The 18,870-nt window shown below is 70.8% G+C and carries 20 protein-coding genes; 10 read left to right on the forward strand and 10 right to left on the reverse strand.

Annotated elements, in window-relative coordinates; genetic code table 11:
• Position 1 precedes the first annotated feature (1 nt).
• The 3 genes from ABTZ89_RS05075 to ABTZ89_RS05085 all read left to right on the forward strand — a co-directional run bounded on the left by ABTZ89_RS05075 (position 2) and on the right by ABTZ89_RS05085 (position 2,963).
• Positions 2 to 1,438, forward strand: coding sequence for an amino acid permease (locus ABTZ89_RS05075; RefSeq protein ID WP_351040369.1), 1,437 nt, complete (start codon positions 2 to 4; stop codon positions 1,436 to 1,438).
• Positions 1,435 to 2,400, forward strand: coding sequence for an asparaginase (locus ABTZ89_RS05080; RefSeq protein ID WP_351040372.1), 966 nt, complete (start codon positions 1,435 to 1,437; stop codon positions 2,398 to 2,400). The genes ABTZ89_RS05075 and ABTZ89_RS05080 overlap by 4 nt, the downstream gene beginning before the upstream one ends.
• A gap of 86 nt (positions 2,401 to 2,486) precedes the next feature.
• Entirely contained in the window at positions 2,487 to 2,963 is a 477-nt protein-coding gene (locus ABTZ89_RS05085) for a cupin domain-containing protein (protein ID WP_351040375.1), read from the forward strand.
• A gap of 10 nt (positions 2,964 to 2,973) precedes the next feature.
• Here the strand turns inward: ABTZ89_RS05085 and ABTZ89_RS05090 are convergent, their stop codons facing one another.
• The 3 genes from ABTZ89_RS05090 to ABTZ89_RS05100 form a co-directional block, all read right to left on the reverse strand.
• On the reverse strand, positions 2,974 to 4,221 hold the full coding sequence (locus tag ABTZ89_RS05090; RefSeq protein WP_351040377.1) for a flavin-dependent oxidoreductase: 1,248 nt from the start codon (positions 4,219 to 4,221) through the stop codon (positions 2,974 to 2,976).
• Positions 4,222 to 4,310: 89 nt separating this feature from the next.
• The gene (locus ABTZ89_RS05095) at positions 4,311 to 4,922 is read right to left on the reverse strand and encodes a TetR/AcrR family transcriptional regulator (protein ID WP_351040380.1); all 612 of its coding nucleotides are present in this window, start codon (positions 4,920 to 4,922) and stop codon (positions 4,311 to 4,313) included.
• A 56-nt stretch (positions 4,923 to 4,978) separates the two neighbouring features.
• Positions 4,979 to 6,148 (reverse strand): cytochrome P450, encoded by a 1,170-nt coding sequence (locus tag ABTZ89_RS05100; RefSeq protein WP_351040383.1) that lies wholly within the window; start codon positions 6,146 to 6,148, stop codon positions 4,979 to 4,981.
• 256 nt (positions 6,149 to 6,404) lie between these two features.
• On the opposite strand from ABTZ89_RS05100, the gene ABTZ89_RS05105 reads away from it, so the two are divergent.
• The gene (locus ABTZ89_RS05105) at positions 6,405 to 6,776 is read left to right on the forward strand and encodes a CBS domain-containing protein (protein ID WP_270946605.1); all 372 of its coding nucleotides are present in this window, start codon (positions 6,405 to 6,407) and stop codon (positions 6,774 to 6,776) included.
• 21 nt (positions 6,777 to 6,797) lie between these two features.
• Here ABTZ89_RS05105 and ABTZ89_RS05110 read toward each other — a convergent pair whose 3' ends face one another.
• The 5 genes from ABTZ89_RS05110 to ABTZ89_RS05130 all read right to left on the reverse strand — a co-directional run bounded on the left by ABTZ89_RS05110 (position 6,798) and on the right by ABTZ89_RS05130 (position 10,548).
• Positions 6,798 to 7,445 carry a phosphoribosyltransferase gene (locus ABTZ89_RS05110; protein WP_270946606.1) on the reverse strand — a complete coding sequence of 216 codons (648 nt, stop codon included), beginning with the start codon at positions 7,443 to 7,445 and terminating at the stop codon, positions 6,798 to 6,800.
• Positions 7,446 to 7,536: 91 nt separating this feature from the next.
• The gene (locus ABTZ89_RS05115) at positions 7,537 to 8,211 is read right to left on the reverse strand and encodes a TVP38/TMEM64 family protein (protein ID WP_351040388.1); all 675 of its coding nucleotides are present in this window, start codon (positions 8,209 to 8,211) and stop codon (positions 7,537 to 7,539) included.
• A gap of 204 nt (positions 8,212 to 8,415) precedes the next feature.
• The gene (locus ABTZ89_RS05120; RefSeq protein WP_351040390.1) at positions 8,416 to 9,171 is read right to left on the reverse strand and encodes a phosphatase PAP2 family protein; all 756 of its coding nucleotides are present in this window, start codon (positions 9,169 to 9,171) and stop codon (positions 8,416 to 8,418) included.
• Between the two features lie 49 nt (positions 9,172 to 9,220).
• Positions 9,221 to 9,895, reverse strand: a complete 675-nt coding sequence (locus ABTZ89_RS05125; protein WP_351040393.1) for a phosphatase PAP2 family protein — start codon at positions 9,893 to 9,895, stop codon at positions 9,221 to 9,223.
• The gene (locus ABTZ89_RS05130) at positions 9,892 to 10,548 is read right to left on the reverse strand and encodes a DedA family protein (protein WP_270946609.1); all 657 of its coding nucleotides are present in this window, start codon (positions 10,546 to 10,548) and stop codon (positions 9,892 to 9,894) included. The genes ABTZ89_RS05125 and ABTZ89_RS05130 overlap by 4 nt, the downstream gene beginning before the upstream one ends.
• A gap of 153 nt (positions 10,549 to 10,701) precedes the next feature.
• On the opposite strand from ABTZ89_RS05130, the gene ABTZ89_RS05135 reads away from it, so the two are divergent.
• On the forward strand, positions 10,702 to 11,130 hold the full coding sequence (locus tag ABTZ89_RS05135) for a BlaI/MecI/CopY family transcriptional regulator (protein ID WP_351040397.1): 429 nt from the start codon (positions 10,702 to 10,704) through the stop codon (positions 11,128 to 11,130).
• Positions 11,131 to 11,145: 15 nt separating this feature from the next.
• The gene (locus tag ABTZ89_RS05140) at positions 11,146 to 12,075 is read left to right on the forward strand and encodes a M56 family metallopeptidase (protein WP_351040400.1); all 930 of its coding nucleotides are present in this window, start codon (positions 11,146 to 11,148) and stop codon (positions 12,073 to 12,075) included.
• A 31-nt stretch (positions 12,076 to 12,106) separates the two neighbouring features.
• On the opposite strand, the gene ABTZ89_RS05145 is transcribed toward ABTZ89_RS05140, so the two are convergent.
• Positions 12,107 to 12,667, reverse strand: coding sequence for a hypothetical protein (locus tag ABTZ89_RS05145; RefSeq protein ID WP_351040403.1), 561 nt, complete (start codon positions 12,665 to 12,667; stop codon positions 12,107 to 12,109).
• A gap of 216 nt (positions 12,668 to 12,883) precedes the next feature.
• On the opposite strand from ABTZ89_RS05145, the gene ABTZ89_RS05150 reads away from it, so the two are divergent.
• The 4 genes from ABTZ89_RS05150 to ABTZ89_RS05165 all read left to right on the forward strand — a co-directional run bounded on the left by ABTZ89_RS05150 (position 12,884) and on the right by ABTZ89_RS05165 (position 18,340).
• Positions 12,884 to 13,756 (forward strand): SAM-dependent methyltransferase, encoded by an 873-nt coding sequence (locus ABTZ89_RS05150; RefSeq protein WP_351040406.1) that lies wholly within the window; start codon positions 12,884 to 12,886, stop codon positions 13,754 to 13,756.
• A gap of 108 nt (positions 13,757 to 13,864) precedes the next feature.
• Positions 13,865 to 16,318 carry a PEP/pyruvate-binding domain-containing protein gene (locus ABTZ89_RS05155; RefSeq protein WP_351040409.1) on the forward strand — a complete coding sequence of 818 codons (2,454 nt, stop codon included), beginning with the start codon at positions 13,865 to 13,867 and terminating at the stop codon, positions 16,316 to 16,318.
• Between the two features lie 114 nt (positions 16,319 to 16,432).
• Positions 16,433 to 17,392: an LppY/LpqO family protein gene (locus ABTZ89_RS05160; protein ID WP_351040412.1), complete on the forward strand. Its 960-nt coding sequence runs from the start codon at positions 16,433 to 16,435 to the stop codon at positions 17,390 to 17,392.
• A gap of 129 nt (positions 17,393 to 17,521) precedes the next feature.
• On the forward strand, positions 17,522 to 18,340 hold the full coding sequence (locus ABTZ89_RS05165) for a cysteine--tRNA ligase (RefSeq protein ID WP_351040415.1): 819 nt from the start codon (positions 17,522 to 17,524) through the stop codon (positions 18,338 to 18,340).
• A 122-nt stretch (positions 18,341 to 18,462) separates the two neighbouring features.
• Here the strand turns inward: ABTZ89_RS05165 and ABTZ89_RS05170 are convergent.
• Positions 18,463 to 18,870, reverse strand: a 408-nt coding sequence (locus ABTZ89_RS05170) for a universal stress protein (RefSeq protein WP_351040417.1), incomplete at its 5' end; no start/stop codon positions are given.

The raw sequence follows: 18,870 nt of genomic DNA on the forward strand, positions 1-18,870 counted from the left end.
AATGACCGACCAGATCCTGCAGTCGTCGCAGCGCGACGACGGGCCCGCCGACGCGGGTGACGCCGGTTACAAGAAGTCGCTGAAGGCGCGGCACGTCAACATGATCGCCATCGGCGGTGCGATCGGCACCGGGCTGTTCCTCGGCGCCGGTGGCCGGCTCGCGCAGGCCGGCCCGTCGCTCGCGATCGCCTACGCCGTGTGCGGGTTGTTCGCGTTCTTCGTCGTGCGCTCGCTCGGCGAACTGATCCTGCACCGCCCCTCCTCCGGCTCCTTCGTCTCCTACGCCCGCGAGTTCATGGGCGAGAAGGGCGCTTACACCGCGGGCTGGATGCACTTCCTGAACTGGTCCACCACCGGCATCGCCGACATCACGGCGATCGCGCTGTACGCGCACTACTGGTCCGCGTTCACCCCGATCCCGCAGTGGGTGCTCGCGCTCGTCGCGCTGGCGATCGTGCTCACCCTGAACCTGGTCTCGGTGAAGCTGTTCGGCGAGATGGAGTTCTGGTTCGCGATCATCAAGGTCGCCGCGCTGGTGCTGTTCATGGTGATCGGGATCTTCCTGCTGGTCACCCAGCACCCGATCGACGGCAACTCGCCCGGCCCGCAGCTGATCACCGACCACGGCGGCATCTTCCCGGCCGGGGTGATCCCGCTGGTCCTGCTCATGCAGGGCGTGGTCTTCGCCTACGCCTCCATCGAGCTCGTCGGGGTCGCCGCCGGTGAGACCGAGAACCCCGAGAAGGTCATGCCGAAGGCGATCAACTCGATCATGTGGCGGATCGGGGTGTTCTACGTCGGCTCGGTCGTGCTGCTGGCGATGCTCATGCCGTGGAGCGGCTACAGCAAGGACGAGAGCCCGTTCGTCACAGTGCTCTCCCACATCGGCGTCCCCTACGCCGGCGACGTGATGAACCTGGTGGTGCTCACCGCGGCGATGTCGAGCCTGAACTCGGGCCTGTACTCGACCGGCCGCATCCTGCGGTCGAACTCGATGGCCGGTTCGGCGCCGAAGTTCACCGCCGTGATGAACAAGAACAGCGTCCCCTACGGCGGCATCCTGCTGACCGCGGCGGTCTGCGTGGTCGGCGTGGGGCTGAACTACCTGGTGCCCAAGGAAGCGTTCGAGATCGTGCTGAACTTCGCCTCGATCGGCATCCTCGCCACCTGGGGCATCATCGTCCTCAGCCACCTGCTGTTCGTCCGCAAGGCGAAGCGCGGCGAGGTGGCCCGGCCGAGCTACCGGCTGCCGTTCTCGCCCTACACCGAGATCGTCACGCTCGCGTTCCTCGCGGCGGTGGTGGTCCTGATGGGCTTCGACGAGACCGGCCGGATCACCTTGATGGCGCTGCCGCTGATCGTCATCGCGCTGGTGATCGGCTGGTTCCGGGTCCGCAAGCAGATCGACACCTCGGTGCTCGACCAGGCCGACGCATGACCCGCACTCCCCCGACGGGCGTTCCCGCGCACGTACCGCTGGTGCACGTGCTGCGGGACCGCCTCGTCGAGAGCGTCCACCACGGCTCGGTCGTGGTGGTCGCTCCCGGCGGTTCGGTCCTGTTCCAGGCCGGCGATGCCGAGACGGCGTGCTACCCGCGCTCGGCGGCGAAGCCGATGCAGGCCGTCGCCATGGTCCGGCTCGGCCTGCGGTTGCCGCCGGACCTGCTCGCGCTCACCGCGTCCAGCCACTCCGGCGAGGACCGCCACCTCGCCGGCTCGCGGCGCGTGCTGGAACTGGGCGGATCCGCCGAGGCCGAGCTCAGCAACCCGGCCGACCTGCCGTACGACCCGGTCGAGCGGGACGCCTGGATCGCGGCGGGCCGTCCGGCGCGCAAGCTGGCGCACAACTGCTCGGCGAAGCACGCGGCGATGCTGCACACCGCCCGGCGGCACGGTTGGTCCACATCGGACTACCTGGACCCCGACCACCCGCTGCAGCGCGAGATCGCCGCCACGGTCGAGGAATTGACCGGCCAGCGGATCGCAGGCACGGCCGTCGACGGTTGCGGCGCCCCGCTGTTCGCGGTCTCGCTGCGCGGCCTGGCCACCGCGGCGGGACGGATCGCGAGCGCACCGGCAGGGAGCCCGGAGGGCCTCGTCGCGGAAGCCATCCGATCGCACCCGGAGATGGTGGCCGGTTCCCGCCGGGACACCACCGCGCTGATGGCAGCGGTGCCGGGCCTGATCGCCAAGGACGGCTTCGAAGCCGTCCAAATCGCCGCGCTGCCCGACGGCACGGCGGTCGCGCTCAAGATCGCCGACGGCTCCGACCGGGCCCGCCTCCCCGCGACCATCGCCGCCCTCGAGCTGGCGGGTGTCGACCCGGACCTGCTCACCCGGTTCACCAGCGACGACCTGACCGTCACCGATGTTCTGAAGAAGCACCGCCGCACGGCGTGAAGTCGCGCGGCCACCCGTCAGCGGTTGTGCGCGGGGAACGGGATGGGCAGAGTGCGTAGCTGACCAACCATCGGCCAGGAGGTGCGATGACCGGCGAGGAGATCGTGCTCGGTCCGCTGCCGAAGGGCATCACGCCCGCCGGGCAGGGCATGCGGAACAAGGTGTGGAACGTGCTCGGCCACACCTACTCCATGAAGGCCGCCAGCGAGTCGAGCTTCGCGTTCGAGACCCTCGACCCGCCCGGCACCGGGGTACCGCCGCACGTGCACCCGACCCAGGACGAGCACATCTACGTCCTGGACGGCGTGTTCACGCTCTACCTCGACGGCAAGTGGGAGACCGCGGGCCCCGGCGACACCGTCCGGATGCCGAAGGGCCTCCCGCACGCCTACTACAACCGCAGCGAGGACCTCGCCCGAGCACTGTTCTGGGTGAGCCCGGCGGGACGGCTGGCGCAGCTTTTCGACGAGCTGCACGACCTGGAGGACCCGGCCGAGGTGGTCCGGGTGTCGACGCTGTACGACGTCGACTTCCTGCCGCCCGGTTCCGTCGAGGGCGCCTGAACGCCCGGGGTCACCGGCCCGGGTCGTTCACCTGCTGCTGCGAGGCCCCGGACGCTTGGGCGTAGCCGGCGACGACTGCCTCGAGCGTCGCCACGTCGATCACGTCCTCGATGCGGGAGAAGCCGTTCGGAGCGCGACGTTCGACCTCGTCGATGACGTTCTCCGGCCCGCCCCGGCGGTTGCGGAGCACGACCTCGCCGGTGGCCGGCAGGCGATCGTCCTGGTACGCCCGCAGCGCCTCGGTGGGATCGGAGGACTGCGCCAGGTGCCCGCCGAGGCTGGTGGCGTCGAGGATCGCCTGACCTGCGCCGTTGGAGCCCATCGGGTACATGGGGTGGGCGGCGTCGCCCAGCAGCGTCACCCTCCCGTGCGACCAGGCGGGCAGCGGGTCCCGGTCGCACATCGGGAACTCGAAGATCTCCTCGGTGGCCTCGACCAGCCCGGCGTGGTCGACGTCGGGCGACCGGAACCGCCCGACGTGCCGGGCCAGCTCTGCCCGGTCGCCGGCTCTGGCCCAGTCCTGGCGCTTCGGCGGCGGAGCACCCGGCTGCCCGGTCTGAACGCAGATCGCCCAGTTGGTGAGCTTGGTGCCCGCGCTCCGGCCTTCCGCGATCGGGTAGACCACCAGCTTGGCCGCGGTGCCACCGGCGACGATCATCGACCGGCCACCGCCGAACTCGGGCCAGTCGGCGGCGCCGCGCCACATCATGACGCCGTTCCACCGGGGCGGTCCCTCCGCCGGGAACAGGACGGACCGCGCGGTCGAGTGGATCCCGTCGGCCGCCACCAGGACGTCACCGCGAACGGTGACCTGCGTGCCGCCGCGCCGGTCGGCGAAGTGCGCCTGGACTCCACCCTCGTCCTGGGCGAACCCGGTCAGCCGGTGCCCGGTCCGCACCGCGTCGGCACCGAGCCGCTCCCGGACCGCCCGCAGCAGCACGCCCTGCAACCTGCCCCGGTGCAGGCAGAACTGGGGGAACGCGAACCCGGCGTCCACCCCGCACGGCCTGCGCAGGATCACCGGCCCCAACCGGTGCGCGTAGCGCAGGTCGCGGGTGCGGATCCCGATCTCGTCCAGCGAGTCGAGCAGGCCGAGCGCGGCGAGCTCCTTGACCGCGTGCGGCAACGCGTTGATCCCGACGCCCAGCTCGGTGATCTGCTCGCTCTGCTCGTGGACGACACAACCGATGCCTTCGCGGTGCAGCCGCAGAGCCGCGGTCAACCCGCCGATCCCCGCCCCGACGATGACGACCTCCACCGCCACCTCCTGACCTCGATCCCAGCATCGCCAAGACCCCCGCCCCACGCCACCGCCAACCGGCAGCACCGCAGGCGAGGGGTCGAAAGCTACTGCTGGTGGGGAGATCCGGGCAGGTCGTGCGAGGACGGCGGCGGCAGCGTCTCGCTGGAGGCGCGCAGACCGTCGAGGAGCAACGCCAAGTAGCGCTTGCGGTCCGCGCCATGCGGATCCCCGGGGTGCACCGTGGCCAGGGTCATCACGATGACCGCCGCCAGATCGCGCACCTCCAGCTCCGGTCGCACCACACCTGCCTCGATGGCGCGGCGCAGCAGGAGCTGCATGGAGTGCACGCAGCGGTGCATGCTCTCCAAGTCGAACTTCGGGGACTCCCTGGCGACGGCCAGCAGCACCCGGTGCCCGGCCAGCGCCTCGATGGCGGTTTCGAGCAGGCCGACCAGGTCCCGCCACGGATCGTCGGTGTGCGCGGCGGCCATCGGCTCGATCTCGGTAGTGAGCACGTGGTCCAGGACCGCCCGGACGACCTGCTCGCGGGTGCGGAAACGCCGGTAGACCGTCGCCACGCTCACGGCAGCGCGCCCGGCGATCTCCTCGAGGGTCACCTCCGGCCCGACTTCTTCGAAGGCCACGATCGCGGCACCGACGATCCGCTCGTAGTTGCGGGCGGCGTCGGCCCTCAGCGCCCGTTCCTGGCTTGCCATAGCCCGTGCACAGTAACAGCGGCGCACCCGGCCGGTCGGCGATCCCGGCGGGGCGGTCACCAGGTGACGTGCAGCGACCTCAGCCCGTACACCGCGTTGAAGACCCGGAAATCGGCCTGCTCGCCCGGATTCGCGAGCGCGAGACCCGGGAACCTGCGCAGCAACGCCGGAAAGGCGACGTGCATCTCCATCCGCGCCAGCGGCGCTCCGAGGCAGTGGTGCACGCCGTGCCCGAAGGCGAGATGACCGCCCGCTCCCCGCGTGATGTCCAGCTCGTCGGGGTCGTCGATGAAGGCCCCGTCCCGGTTGGCGACCGGGATGGACAGCATCACCAGCGAATCCGCCGGGATCACGCGCCCGGCGATCTCCACCTCGGTCGTCGTCGAGCGCGGCGCCACCGAGTGCACGATGGACAGCCAGCGCAGCAGCTCCTCCACCGCAGGACCGACCCGCTCCGGATCGTCCCTGACCATCGCCAGCTGGTCCGGGTTCTGCAGCAGGGCCAGCGTGCCGAGGCCGAGCATGTTCGACGTCGTCTCGTGCCCGGCGATCAGCAGCAGCGCCGCGATCCCGACGAGCTCGTCGGTGCTGAGGTCGTCGCCGTGCTCGCGGATCAGCATCCCGAGGATGTCCTCACCCGGTTCCGCCCGCGCGCGAGCGACCAGCGTTGCCATGTACTCGCGGTTCTCCCGCTGCGCCGCCATCCGCTGCTCCATCGGCAGCGAGATGTCCAGCAGCCGGGCGGAGCGCTCCTGGAACTCGTCGCGGTCCGCGTACGGCACGCCCAGCAGCTCGCAGATCACCAGCGACGGGACCGGCAGCGCGAAGTTCGACACCAGGTCCGCCGGCCGGCCCGCCCGCTCCAGGTCGTCCAGCGCCGCATCGACGATCTCCACGATCCGCGGCTGGAGCCGGCGCATCCGCCGCACCGTGAACTCCGGGGTGAGCATCCGCCGCAACCGCGAGTGCTCCGGCGGGTCGTACCCGAGCAGGCCCCCGGCCCGCATCCGGGCCGCTTCCTCCTCGCTCAGCCCCGACGTCAACGGCGACTTCGTCCGGGCGCGCGCATTGCTGAACCGGGCCGGGTCCCCCAGCACCTGGCGGACGTCCTCGAATCGGCAGACCAGGTAGCCGGTCTGGCCGAACGGCGTCGTCACCTGCACCACGCCCTGGTCGTCCCGCGCCCGCGCCAGTTCCTCCACCGGGCTGAAACCGTTCCGCCGCATGTGAAGAGGCAGCTCCACCGCTTCCGCCATCGTCCGCCCGCCCTTCGCGCGATGCACCCAGAACCGAGGTAAGTGAAAGCCTACTAGCAGTTATCCCGGCTCTGCCACCACCGATTCCCGGGCAGCCCGTTCCCGCAGCGCATCCGACTGGGACGGGCCGGTCGGCCCTACCTCCCGCTGGCTGGTGGACGGATGCTTGGTTCACCCGCCAACGCTGCGGCGTAGGGCGACCGATCACCGGCCGGAGGGAGGAACCGTGCGAGTCGAGGAAGTCTTCCACCCCGGGACGTTGACCTGCGAGGCATCCGATCCGCTCGCCGAAGTGGCCCGGAAGATGGCGGCCGAACACGTCGGCGCGCTGGCCGTGCTGGACAACGACCGGATCATCGGCATCATCTCCGAACGCGACCTGGTCCGGGCGATCGCGGAACGCGCTGATCCGCAGGAGCAGACAGCCCTCTCGTTCGCCTCCCGCCAGCTCGAAACGGCGACCGTCAGCGATGACACCAAGGACGCCGCACGCCGGATGCTCGACGCCGGAATCCGCCACCTGCCGGTGAAGCAAGGGCACATGGTCATCGGCGTCATCTCCATGCGCGACCTGCTCGCGGTCGAAACCTGGCTCTGACGAGCACCGCCCGCCCCGCGATCACCTCGTTCCCAGCTCGCCGGCCCGGTCGAGCAGGCCGGCGACCGCCGCGTCGGAGACCTGGCTGAAGTCCGCGTACCGCTCACCGATCGAGCCGAAGTGCTCCGGGGATTCCAAGCACACCAGCTCGTCCACCGACTCCCGCAGTCGTTCCAGCACATCGCGCGGGGCCACCGGCACCGCCAGCACGACCCGCGTGGCACCTTGCACGCGGGCAACGCGGCAGGCCACCGCCGCGGTCGACCCGGTCCCGATCCCGTCGTCGACGATGACCGCGGTTCGCCCGGAAAGCTCCACCCTCGCGTGACAGCGCCGGAACAGCCCGGTCAGCCGGTTCAACTCGACGCGCTCGCGCCGCTCCACCTCGGCCAGTTCTTCGGGTCGCACCTCGGTTCGCCACATCACCTCGTCGTTGATGATCCGGACATCGCCCTCCCCGATCGCGCCCATCCCCAGTTCCGGGTGGGCGGGAACGTCGAGCTTGCGGACCACGATCACGTCGAGCGGAGCCCCCAGCGCTCTGGCCACCTCGAACGCGACCGGAACGCCGCCCCGGGGCAACCCCAGCACGACCGGGTTCTCATCGCGCAGGTGCTGCAACCGCTCGGCCAGCCGCACCCCCGCGTCCCTGCGATCACCGAACGGCATGGCCTCCACCTCCAAGAACGCCCGGGCGGGATGTCGGGCCCTTCCGAGAAGTTCCCCCTCGCGGTCCGGCCGAACCAGGATCGGTGGACCGTCACCTGCAGGAATGCCGTTCACCGCGCTGGAAAGCGGGCAGGTGCTTGCGGGCGGCTCGCGCCAGGACGAGGCCGATCAGCACGACCCCGCCGAGCGCCAGAGCGAGCCACAGGCCGGTTCCGGCGTCGGCCACCAGTGCGCCGCCGAACATCACGTACGACAAGTTCGCCGGGACGGTTCCCACCGCCGTGCCCGCCAGGAACGGCAGGGTTCGCACGCCGGTGATCCCGGCTGCGTAGTTCACCGCCGCGAACGGCACGACCGGGACGAGGCGGCACACGACGGTCGCGACGAAGCCTCGACGCACCAGGAACGAGTCGAGCTGCTGGATCCTGCTCCTGCGCAGGAGAGGCGCGAGCGGTTCGCGGCCGAGCGCTCGCGCCAGTCCGAACGCCGCCGCAGCCCCAAGGACAGTTCCCGCGACGACCACCGGAAGGGCGACCGGCAAGCTGAACAGTGCTCCCGCCGCAGCCGCCAGCGCGGGCCTCGGCACGAAGAACAAGGTCAGCAGGCCGAAGACGAACGTGAAGAGCAGTGGCTCCCACGGCCCCGAAGCCCTGCGCCATTCGTCGAGCGCAAGCACCGAGCTGTTCTGGCGCAGCCAGAAAGCAGCAACGAGGAAGAGGAGCACCAGCACGCCGGCCAAGGCGAAGCGGGCCTTCGGCGACCGCACCCGGCTCAACGCGCGGCCGAGCAGGCTCGAGCTCGATCCTGACGGCGCATGCGACTCACCGCTACCTCCGCCAACCGAGCGCCACCGTCGACATCGCACCCTTCCTCGACCGCCTTGATACTACGCGGGGTAGTAATGTATCGGAGGTCTGCGGAGCCGCCGCAGCAGGCATCCCCGCGATGTTCGATATCCACAGTAGACAGATCAGCGCTTCCCACCCGGGCGCTGGTTCCCTGCGGTGTCAGCAGGTACCTCGTCCGACGGCGGGCGGGTGCTGAGGTCGAGGATCAGCAGCACCGCCAGCCATACCCCGCCGAGCGCGAGCCCGCCGAGCACGTCGGTCAGCCAATGGGCACCCAGGTAGATCCGCGACGCACCGACGACCAGAGCCAGCAGAGCCGCACCGGGCACGAGCCATCGGGCGCGGCGCGGGCGGTCGCGTAGGAGCACGAATGCCAGCACACCCCAAGCGACCACTGCTTGGGTCATGTGCCCGGACGGGAAGGACGGCCCGGTGGCGTGCACGAGATCGTCCACCGCCGGCGGACGCGGCCGTCCCACGAGCACCTTGACCAGCTCGTACAGCCCCACCGCCCCGAGGAACGCGACCCACATCGCGACGGTGGCGCGCACCTCGCGCCTGGCCACGAGGAAGAACGCGCTCGCGGCCAGCAGCACCGGCACCAGCACGACGCTGGAGCCCAACCAGGTCAGCCCCTGCATGGCGGTCGTGAGCCAGCCGGCGCGGTGCTCCAACGCCCAGGCTTGGACCTGGGTGTCCAGCTCGACGGGCTCCTCGCCCGCCAGCGCGTCCTGGGTCATCCCGGCGAAGGCCCCCGCGCTCGCCGCGGCGACCAGCACCGCAGCGGTCAGCGCCAGCCCGGTGCGCGCCCTGGGATCGACCCGTCGGGCCAACCAGCCGTACATCCCCGACAGGAAGCGGACCAAATCGTCGATCACGGTGAAATCCGATGCTCGCGTGCTGTGACCTAGCCGAAGGTATCGCCCGCTACGACATTTCTCCGCGATCGCGCGCAGCCGAGAGCGCTGCTCCAGCCATCGGCGACGCGGCGACCAGTGGGCGCAGCGCACTTCGCTGCATCAGACCGACGGCCGCGGTCAGCAGGGAGCGCGCTAAGAGCCAGCCCAGAAGCACAACGACCGCACCGAAGACCAGTCCGGCGAGCACGTCCTGCGGGTAGTGCGCCGCGATGTAAACCCGGGAGAACGCCATCAACGCCGCCGCGAGCGCGGCCACCGATCCGAGGCGAGGACCGACGAGGAACAGCCCCGCGGCCACCGCTCCGACCATGGTCGCGTGATCGCTGGGGAACGAGAAGTCGGTGCTGCGATCGGCCAGCACGAGGATGCCGCCCAGAGCGTTGTAGGGCCGCGCCTCGTGCACGGCGGAGACGATCGGCTGGTTGAGCCCCACCGCCACCAGCGTGCCGATCCCCGCCCACAAAGCGGCGGCCATCCCGGACGGTTCTCCGCTGCGGCGCGCTGTCCACCAGCCCGCGAGCAGCAGCACCGCGAACAGCACGACGCCGTAGGTGGCGTAGCCGTAGACGATGCCGTGCAACCACGGCGTGGCGCGGGCGAAGTCGTTGATGACGTGGAACAGGTCGTCATCGACCCCGCTGACGGCCTCCCCCGCGATGTCCGACGAGATCGAGCCGGTCACCTCGACACCTCCTGCTCCGCCCGGGAACGCCAGATCTCCAGTCCCACCGGGATGAGCGAGACGAGCACGACCACGGCGATGACCGGCAGCAGGTACTGGTCGATGCCGGGAATGCTCGCGCCCAAGCCGTAGCCGGCGAGCGTGACGCCCACCGACCAGACGAGGCCTCCGACGACCTGCCAGACGGCGAAGGTGCGCGCCTGCACGTCCAACATCCCCGCGAGCGGGTTGAGCACGGTGCGCACCACGGGGATGAACCGGGCGAGCACGATGGCCTTGCGATGCCCGTAGCGCGCCAGCAGGTCCTCGGCCCGCTCCATCCCCCGGTGCAGGTGCCGGTTGCGGGAGCGCGCCAGCAGCCGACGCCCGCCGCGCCGCCCCAGGGCGAACCCGACCTGCGCACCGACCAGCGCTCCCGCCAGCGCCGCGACCAGCACCGCCGACAGGTCCAGGTGCATCGCGCTCGTGGCGCTGGTCGCGCACAGCACACCGGCGGTGAACAGCAGCGAATCGCCCGGCAGGAAGAACCCGATCAGCAGTCCTGTCTCCGCGAAGAGCACGAGGAAGACCCCGAAAGCGCCCAAGCTCGACAACCAGAACTCGGGTCCGAGCGGATTACCGCCCGCAAGCACAGCCTGCACACCGTGGTGCATCACGATCTCCTCACGCCGAGCACAGCCGGTCCGGCCGCCTACCCGCGGAACCACGGCCTCGCCCGTGGCACACTGAACGGAAGTACTACTACGTACTTCGTAGAAGTTCTACATCGAGTGTAGATGATGCGTGGAGCAAGGGGAGGCGCACCGGTGGGACGCGACGACGCAGCGGGCGCGGACGGCGAGCCGCAGGGTGCGCAACGTCGCAGGTCGGGTGAGCTGTCCGCGCTCGTGCTGGACGTGCTCCGGCAGGCCGAGGCCGCGTTGCCGCCCGGCGAGGTGCGCGACCGCCTGAACTCGGCCGGCGCCGGGGAGCTGGCGTACACGACGGTCGTGACGATCCTGTCCCGGCTGCACACCCAGGGCCTGGTCGAGCGCTACCGCACCGGCCGCGCCTACGCGTACGTGGCGGTGACCGACACCGCGAAGCTGGCCGCCCGGAAGATGCGCAAGGTGCTGGACTCCGAGACCGACCGGGACGCCGTGCTGACCCGGTTCGTCGGCGACCTCTCACCCGATGACGAACGCGTGCTGCGCGAGCTGCTGGCCGGCGGCGCGGATAGCGTCGACGACCGGTAGCGGAGGTCCAAACCCATGCACGTCGCCGTGTACCTGCTGTTGCTCCTGCCGCTGCTCGCGGCGGTCTCGGCGCGCTGGATCACCGACCGGCTCCCGCCGCGCGCGGCGACGTGGCTGCTCACCACCTCAGCGCTGGCGCTCGCCGCGGCCAGCGGCATCGCCCTGACCGCACTGGCCGCGACCGCCATCGGCCAGATCCCGCTGGTCGCCGAGCTCGGGCACTGGTCGGTGCGGGCGTTGCGCCGCGACGACCCGGCTTCGCTGTCGATCGCCCTGATCGCCTGCGTCGCGCTCGCAGCCGCGCTCATCGCCGCCGGTCGCGGTGCGATCAGCCGGGTTCGAGCGCTGATCACCGCAGCGCGCACCGCCCGTTGCCTGCCCGCCTCGGAAGCGGTCACCGTCCTCGACGACCCCGAACCCGATGCCTACGCGCTGCCCGGGCGACCGGGCAGGATCGTGGTGTCGACCGGAATGCTGAAGGCGCTCGACGACCGGGAGCAGGACGTCCTGCTGGCGCACGAACGCGCCCACGTCCGGTGCGGGCACCACTTCTTCGTCGCCGCGACCCACATCGCCGCCGCCACCAACCCGCTGCTGCGCCCGCTGGACCGCGCCGTCCGCTACGCGGTGGAACGCTGGGCCGACGAACACGCCGCCGCCGAAGTCGGCGACCGCCGCCTGGTGGCCACCACCATCGGCAAGGCCGCCCTGCTGGCCCCGAGCCGCCAGCCGATCCCCGGAGCGCTCGCCATCTCCGGCGCTGCGCTGCGGCGGTCGGGCCCGATCCCGCGCCGGGTCGCCGCCCTGTTCGCCGCTCCGCCGCGCCGCGGCCGCGTCCTGCTGGCGGTCACCTTCGCCGTGCTGGCCGTGGCCGCCGCCGCCAGCGTCGAAACCGCCCGCGACCTGCACATCCTGTTCGAACTCGCACAAGCCGGCCGACCCTGACCGCTCGGCGGACGCGTTTTCAGGGCGCTTCTCAATCACGTGCCCAGTCGAACATCCTGCCTCCCGAGCCGTTGGACAGGAACGGGCGGCCGCCGTGGTCGATGGTGACGGTGCCGTGCTGCCCCAGGCAGGACCAGTCCAGTTCCAGCCGCCACTCCACGAGAGCGCGCGTGCCGCGCAGGTCGGGCCGGATGACGAAGTACTCGGGGGCGCTCGCGGTCACATAGAAGGGGAAATCGGCGCAGCCTTCGGCGAAGGCGCGGTCCAGCCGCAAGGACTGGCCGGGGACGTCGGCGTCGTAGCGGTGCGCGGGGCGGTCCAGGCCGACGCGGAACTCCCTCGGTCCCAGCATCATCGCCCGGGAGACGCGCGTCGGTCCGACCTCGCGGACGAAGGCTGGGCGCAGCCGCCGCAGCAGCACCGCCTGCGAGGTGAAGGCCTCCACGAGGACGTGGACCTCGGAATCCGGGTGGGCGCTGACGCCCTCGTACTCGTAGGTCGTGCTGCCGACCTCGGAGGTGGTGACCGACACGTTCAACGCGGTCTCGGAACGGCGGACCGGTCCGGCGTTGATGTGCAGGCCGCCGTGCACGACGCCGACGGGTTCTCGGCGGACCGCTCACAGGATTCGATGACCTCGCCAATGCGGAATCAGGGGTTCCTGGCGCTCGAACACGTGCGCCGGGCCCGCCCGCGGGATTCTCCGAACCTGGGATATCGTTGCGCGCATCGCGCCCCGCGGGGTGTCGATGGTGTGCCGGGAAGCCTGGTCGGCGTGACGGAAGAACCTCGTCTGGAAGGGTCTGTCATGGTGACGGGTAATGCGGCTGCTCGGACCGCGGTGGGGCCGACGGCGATCGTGGCGATCGACCAGCACGAGGAGGTCCCGCTGGTCCGCGACAAGCTCGCGTGCCGGCTGCTTCCGGCCAGCGGCAGGGTCATCGCCGCTCTCACCTCGCTCTACCCGCTGCGCAAGTGGATGATCGACGTCGCTGAGCGGAAGATGCCCGGCCTGTGGGCCAGCATGCTGTGCCGCAAGCGCTACATCGACGACCAGCTCCGCGCCGCCGCGGGTGACGGGCTCGATGCCGTGGTCGTCCTCGGCGCCGGGTTCGACACGCGCGCGCACCGACTGCCGTTCCTGGACGGGACACCGTTCTACGAGGTCGACCTGCCCGAGAACATCGCGCGGAAGCGAGCGGCCCTGCAGAAGCTGTACGGGAAGGTGCCGGACCAGGTCACCTTGGTACCGCTCGACTTCGAATCGCAGGACCTGGCCGGCGCCCTCGCCGAGCGCGGTTGGGACGCCGGGCAGCGGACCTTCTTCGTCTGGGAAGCCGTCACCCAGTACTTGACGGAAGCGGCCGTGCGCCGGACCTTCGACTTCCTGGAGACCGCGCGCACCGGAAGCCGGCTCGTGTTCACCTACGTGCGCAAGGACTTCCTCGACGGGCGCGAGATGTACGGGGCGGAGGCGGCTCACCGCGAGTACGTCGCGGACAGCGAGCTGTGGCGCTTCGGCTGGGAACCGGAGGAAGTCGCCGGATTCCTGGCCGAGTACGGCTGGCGGCAGGTCGAACAGGTCGGGCCGCCGCAGTTCGCCGAGCGATACCTGGTGCCGCACGGGCGAAAGCTCGGAGCGTCCGAGGTGGAACGCTCGGTGCTGGCGGAGAAGGCCTGAGCGCGGCGTTCCCAACGCCCCGGGTCCGGGCTAGCCTGTTCTCCTCGGTTCCGCGGGGAACCGGTGGTGTGCCGGGAAGTCTGGTCGGCGTGACGGGAAGGAGCTGCCATGTCGACCGGCCGGGATGGTGACGTGGTCAACCTCGCCGAGGTCGACGCCGGGATGGTCGAGCTGGTCGGCGGCAAGGCCGCCGGGCTCGGCGAGATGGTGCGCGCCGGGTTCCCGGTGCCGGGCGGGTTCTGCGTGACCACCCGGGCGCACCGGTCCGGGGTGGTTCCGGTCGCGGAGGTCCTCGCCGCCTACCGGGATTTGGGCTCCGGCCGGGTCGCCGTGCGCTCCAGCTCCACCGCCGAAGACCTCCCGGACGCCAGCTTCGCCGGGCAGCACGACACGTTCCTCGACGTCGAAGGACCGGACGCGCTGGTCGACGCCGTCGAGCAGTGCTGGGCCTCGCTGAACGGCGAGCGCGCCGTCGCCTACCGCGAGGCGAACGGGATCGACCACGAGTCCGCGCACATGGCCGTCGTCGTGCAGCGGATGGTCGACGCCGAGGTCGCGGGTGTGCTGTTCACCGCCAACCCGCTCACCGGTTCCAGGTCGGAGATGGTCGTCGACGCCGCACCGGGGCTGGGCACCGCAGTCGTGGACGGCAGCGTCGACGCGGATCACTACGTCATCGGCGGCGAGATCGCCGAAGACCGCGGCTGCCTCGGCCGAGCTGAGCTGGAATCGTTGCGGGAGTTCGGTTTTCGCGTGCAGGAGCACTTCGGGTCTCCGCAGGACGTCGAGTGGGCCATCGATCGCAGCGGGACGTTGTGGGCGGTGCAGTCCCGGGCGATCACCACGCTCTTCCCCCTGCCGCCGTCCTCGGGTGGTTCGCAGCCGCGCGTCTACTTCGAGATGGGGCACATGCAGGGGATGCTCCGGCCGTTCACGCCGGCCGGGATGTCCGCGATGCGGTTGGCGGCCGAGATGTGGCTCGGCCCGTCCAGCGCCAGGTCGATGATGAGCGTCTGGGTCGTCGACGTGAGCGGGCACCTCTACAGCGACCTGACGGATTTCCTGCGCAGCAAGTGGACCCGCGAGCAGGTGCCGCAGATGATGCGCACCTACGGGCCGCGGTGCGAGGCGATCGCGCAACGGTTGCTCGAAGATCCCCGGTTCGCCCCGCAGCGCGGGATGCCGATCCGCCTGCCCTGGCTGAAGATCCTGCTGCGGCTGGTTCCCGCGACGGTGGTCGGCATCGGGCGCTCGCTGGCTCGACCGGACGCGGCTCGGGCGCGAGCGTTCCAGCGCGTGGCGGAGATCCGGCGCAAGTCCGCACCGGCGTCGCGACCGGCCACCACCGCCGAGCGGTTCCGGCTCGCGGAAAAGGCGCAGGAGCTGTACTCCGGCAAGGAGGTCATGGACGTCATCTGGCCGATGATGACCGGACTGCTGGTCAGCCAGCTCTCGCGCGGCCTGCTCCGGGGCATCGCCGGGGACGCCGAACTCGACACCGTGCTGCGCGGATTGCCGCACAACATCACCACGATGATGGACCTGGCCCTGTGGCGGGTGGTGCGCGATCTGGACGACGAGCAGCGCGAGCTGCTGCGCAGCGCGCCACCCGCCGAACTGGCCGACCGCTACCGCAACGAGGAACTGCCGAACATCGGGCTGGCGGCGTTCCTCGACGAGTTCGGCAACCGCTGCGCCGCGGAGGTGGACATCGGCGTGCCGCGCTGGTCGGAGGATCCGGCACCGGTTTTCGCCGCCATCGCCAACTACCTGCAGATCGCCGACCAGGAGCAGGCACCCGACCGGCGGTTCGCGCGCGCCGCGGCGCAGGCCGAGAAGACCGTGGCGGAGCTGACCGCCCGGGCTCGGCGGATGCGGCCGGTCCGCGGTCGGCTCGCCGGTTTCCTCCTGCGGCGCACCCGCCAGCTGACCGGGCTGCGGGAGCTCGCCAAGTTCGCCTGGGTGCACCCGCTGGCCGAGATGCGCAGGCAACTGCTGCTGGTCGGCGAGGACCTGGCCGCGCGCGGGCTGCTCGACCGGCCCGGTGACGTCATGTTCCTGGAGCTGGAGGAGATCCGCGCCGCGGTCGCGGGCCGCGACCAGCGGGCGCGCGCGGCGTCCCGCAAGGCCGTGCACCAGCGGGAACTCGCCCGCCGCCAGGTCCCCGTCGCGCTGCTCTCCGACGGCACCGACCTGGAGGCGATCGCCCCACCGGAGGTGGCGGACGGGGCGTGGACCGGGCTCGGGGCATCGCCGGGAACCGCCACCGGCCGGGCCCGCGTGATCCACGACCCCACCGACGCGCGCGTCGAACCCGGGGAGATCCTGGTCGCCCCGACCACCGATCCCGGCTGGACACCGCTGTTCATGACCGCGGCCGGGCTCGTCACCGAAACCGGATCCCCGATGGCGCACGGACCCACCGTCGCCCGCGAGTACGGCATCCCAGCGGTCATCTGCGTCCGCGACGCCACGCACCGCATCGAAACCGGCCAGCTCATCACCATCGACGGAACCGCGGGCACCATCACCCCCGGAACCCACCCGCTGAACCACCCCTGACCGGCAGCACCGGCGTCCAGCGCGGCTTCGCCGGGGTATCAACTCGCCACCACGACCCGGATGTACCTATCGTCGTCCAGTCAGCATCGTCCGTTCCCCCAGGTCGTGAGCATCATGAACTCGCGGTCGCAAGCTTCCCCACTCCGCGTTCTGGGCGCGGCGGCACTGATCGCCGGCCTCGCGGCAGGGTGCGGTACCACCCCACCGGCGCACTCACCGCCCGCACCTGCACCCGGCCCATCGGCACCACCAGGCTCGCCGACGCTGGACTGGGCGGCAGTCGAGCGGTCGTTGGGAACACCCCTCGACACCGGCGAAGGCGCCGAGCGGAGCACGGACTTCCCGCGCACCGACCTGCACGTGAACACCCGGGGCGTGCAGCTGCAGCCGGGCATGGAAATCGGCGCAGAAGTACATTTCCTTCCCACCGGCGGCAACAACGCGTTGCTGATCGGCGAGATGACCGTCACCGACAGAGAACAACCCCGCGTCATCGACGCACTGCAGCGCGGTGGCCTGGAAATCACCGCCGTCCACAAGCACATGTACGCCCAAACACCAGATCTGTGGTGGGTGCACTTCGACGGCTACAACGACGCCGCAGCCGAAGCCGCTGCGGTGCACAACGCACTGGCCGCCACCGCCATGCCGCCCAAGCCGCCTCCGGGCGCTGAAGAACCCCTGCGAGGCCTCGACACCGCCGCGCTGGACCGCATCATCGGCGCGAGTGGACGAGCAGAGGACGGCGCGTACCAGTACCACGTCCCGGTGACCACGCCCATCACCGACACACGCGCCCAAGTGCAGCTCCCCTATCCGATGGAAGCTTCCACCCTGCTGCTGTTCCAGCCCCTGGGCAACAACCAAGCCGCGATCAACGGGGACTTCGCGCTCACCGCCGACCAGCTCAACCCCGTCATGTCCGCGCTGCGGGAACACGGCATCCACATCGTCACCGTGCACAACCACATGATCCACGAGCAGCCGCGCCTGTTCTACGTGCACTACTGGGCCACCGGCGACGCCCCCACCCTCGCCAGAGCTCTCCGCGCCGCGCTGGACCGAACCCGCTGAGCGCAAGCACCCGGGGAATGACCGGCTAAGGCCGAGCGCGGGGTTCTGGAGGCCGTTGAACCCCTTCCCACCCGCTTGCGAGTGGGGCACGGTGCAGGACAACCGCAGCCTCAACGCCGGAGAAGACCGATGAAGCTTCGTTTCCGCGACTCAGAAACCCAGGCCGAGGTGATCATCGGCCCGCGCCGCGGCCTGTTCCGGATCTGCCTGCGCCGACCCGCTCCCGGCTCGGCGAGCGGCGCGGGCGAATTGCGCCTGCTGCTCGTCGCCGACCTCCTCCGGCGGGTCGCGGAGGACATCCACGGCATGCAGGTGCAGACCGCGGTGGTCGCCGACGATGTGCCGGAGGACTGGGACGGCGTCCTCGACGCCCTGTGGATCCCGGCCCCGGCCGGCTATGCCCGGTCGCTCGACGACTCGGCAGGGGTGCTCGGTGGGCCCGCCGATGTGGTGCTCGAACACACCCCTCATGACGGTTCGCCCGCCTCTGCGCCATCTCCTCCGCAGCACCGCCCGCCTGCGCTCCGAGTAGGTCCCGTCTTCACCGAAACGAGCCAGGCCGGCTCAGCTGCCGAAATCGTGGCGGCGCTGGCCACCGCCGGGTCAGATCCGTTGGCATTGCGCATCGCACTGCTGCAAGACCGCCACGACCAGCCGCTGTCGTTGACACCGGCCCGGCTCGACCAGGCCGCTGACGTGCTGGATCGGTGGCGACGTCTCGTCGCCGGTTGGGCGGACCACCGCTCGGCACCGATGCCCGCTCGCATCGTCGAGCAGGCCTACGGCGCGCTCGACGACCACTTCGACGTCGGCGCAGTCATCGAGATCCTGCACGGCCTCACCGACGATCCGACCGTCCAGCCGGGGGCCAAGTTCGAAACGTTCGTCCACTTCGATCGGATCTTGGCGCTCGAGCTCGTTCGCTACCTGGCGCGTCCTCCCGCCTGAACAGCGGCTCGAACACCGAGCGATGACAACGTCCCTGAAGTGCTGCGGGCACCTCGACCAGGAAACGACCGAAGACGTCGTTGTCCTATGTGGACCGGAGCAGGGGAAATGACCTTCCCGGCTCAGCCGAGCACCGGGTCGGTGGCGGCGGCACCAGGTGACGTCTGCTCGCCGAACCCCACCGGCATCCGCGCGGGGACGATCAGCACCGGGCACCTCGCCTCGTGGATGCACTTGAGCGCCGTACCGCCCAGCAACGCTTCGGAAACACGACTCCGGCCGCTGTCCCCCAACACGAGCAGCCCGGCCTGCGCCGAGCGTTCGGTGAGCACCTCCGCCGCATCGCCCTCGACGAGTTCGACGTGGAGCTCCGGTGTCGTGGCCCCGGCCAAACTCACCCGCGCAACGCGGTTCAGCGACTGCCAGTGCCGTTCCCGCACGTCATGCGGCGTCTGGTCCGGCCGCATCAGCAGCGGCCCCGGCCCGGCGAGAACCGCCCTGGACTCCCAGGCCATGATCGCGTGCACCGG

The sequence above is a fragment of the Saccharopolyspora sp. NPDC002686 genome, assembly GCF_040295745.1.
Classification (GTDB): Bacteria; Actinomycetota; Actinomycetes; order Mycobacteriales; family Pseudonocardiaceae; genus Saccharopolyspora; species Saccharopolyspora oryzae.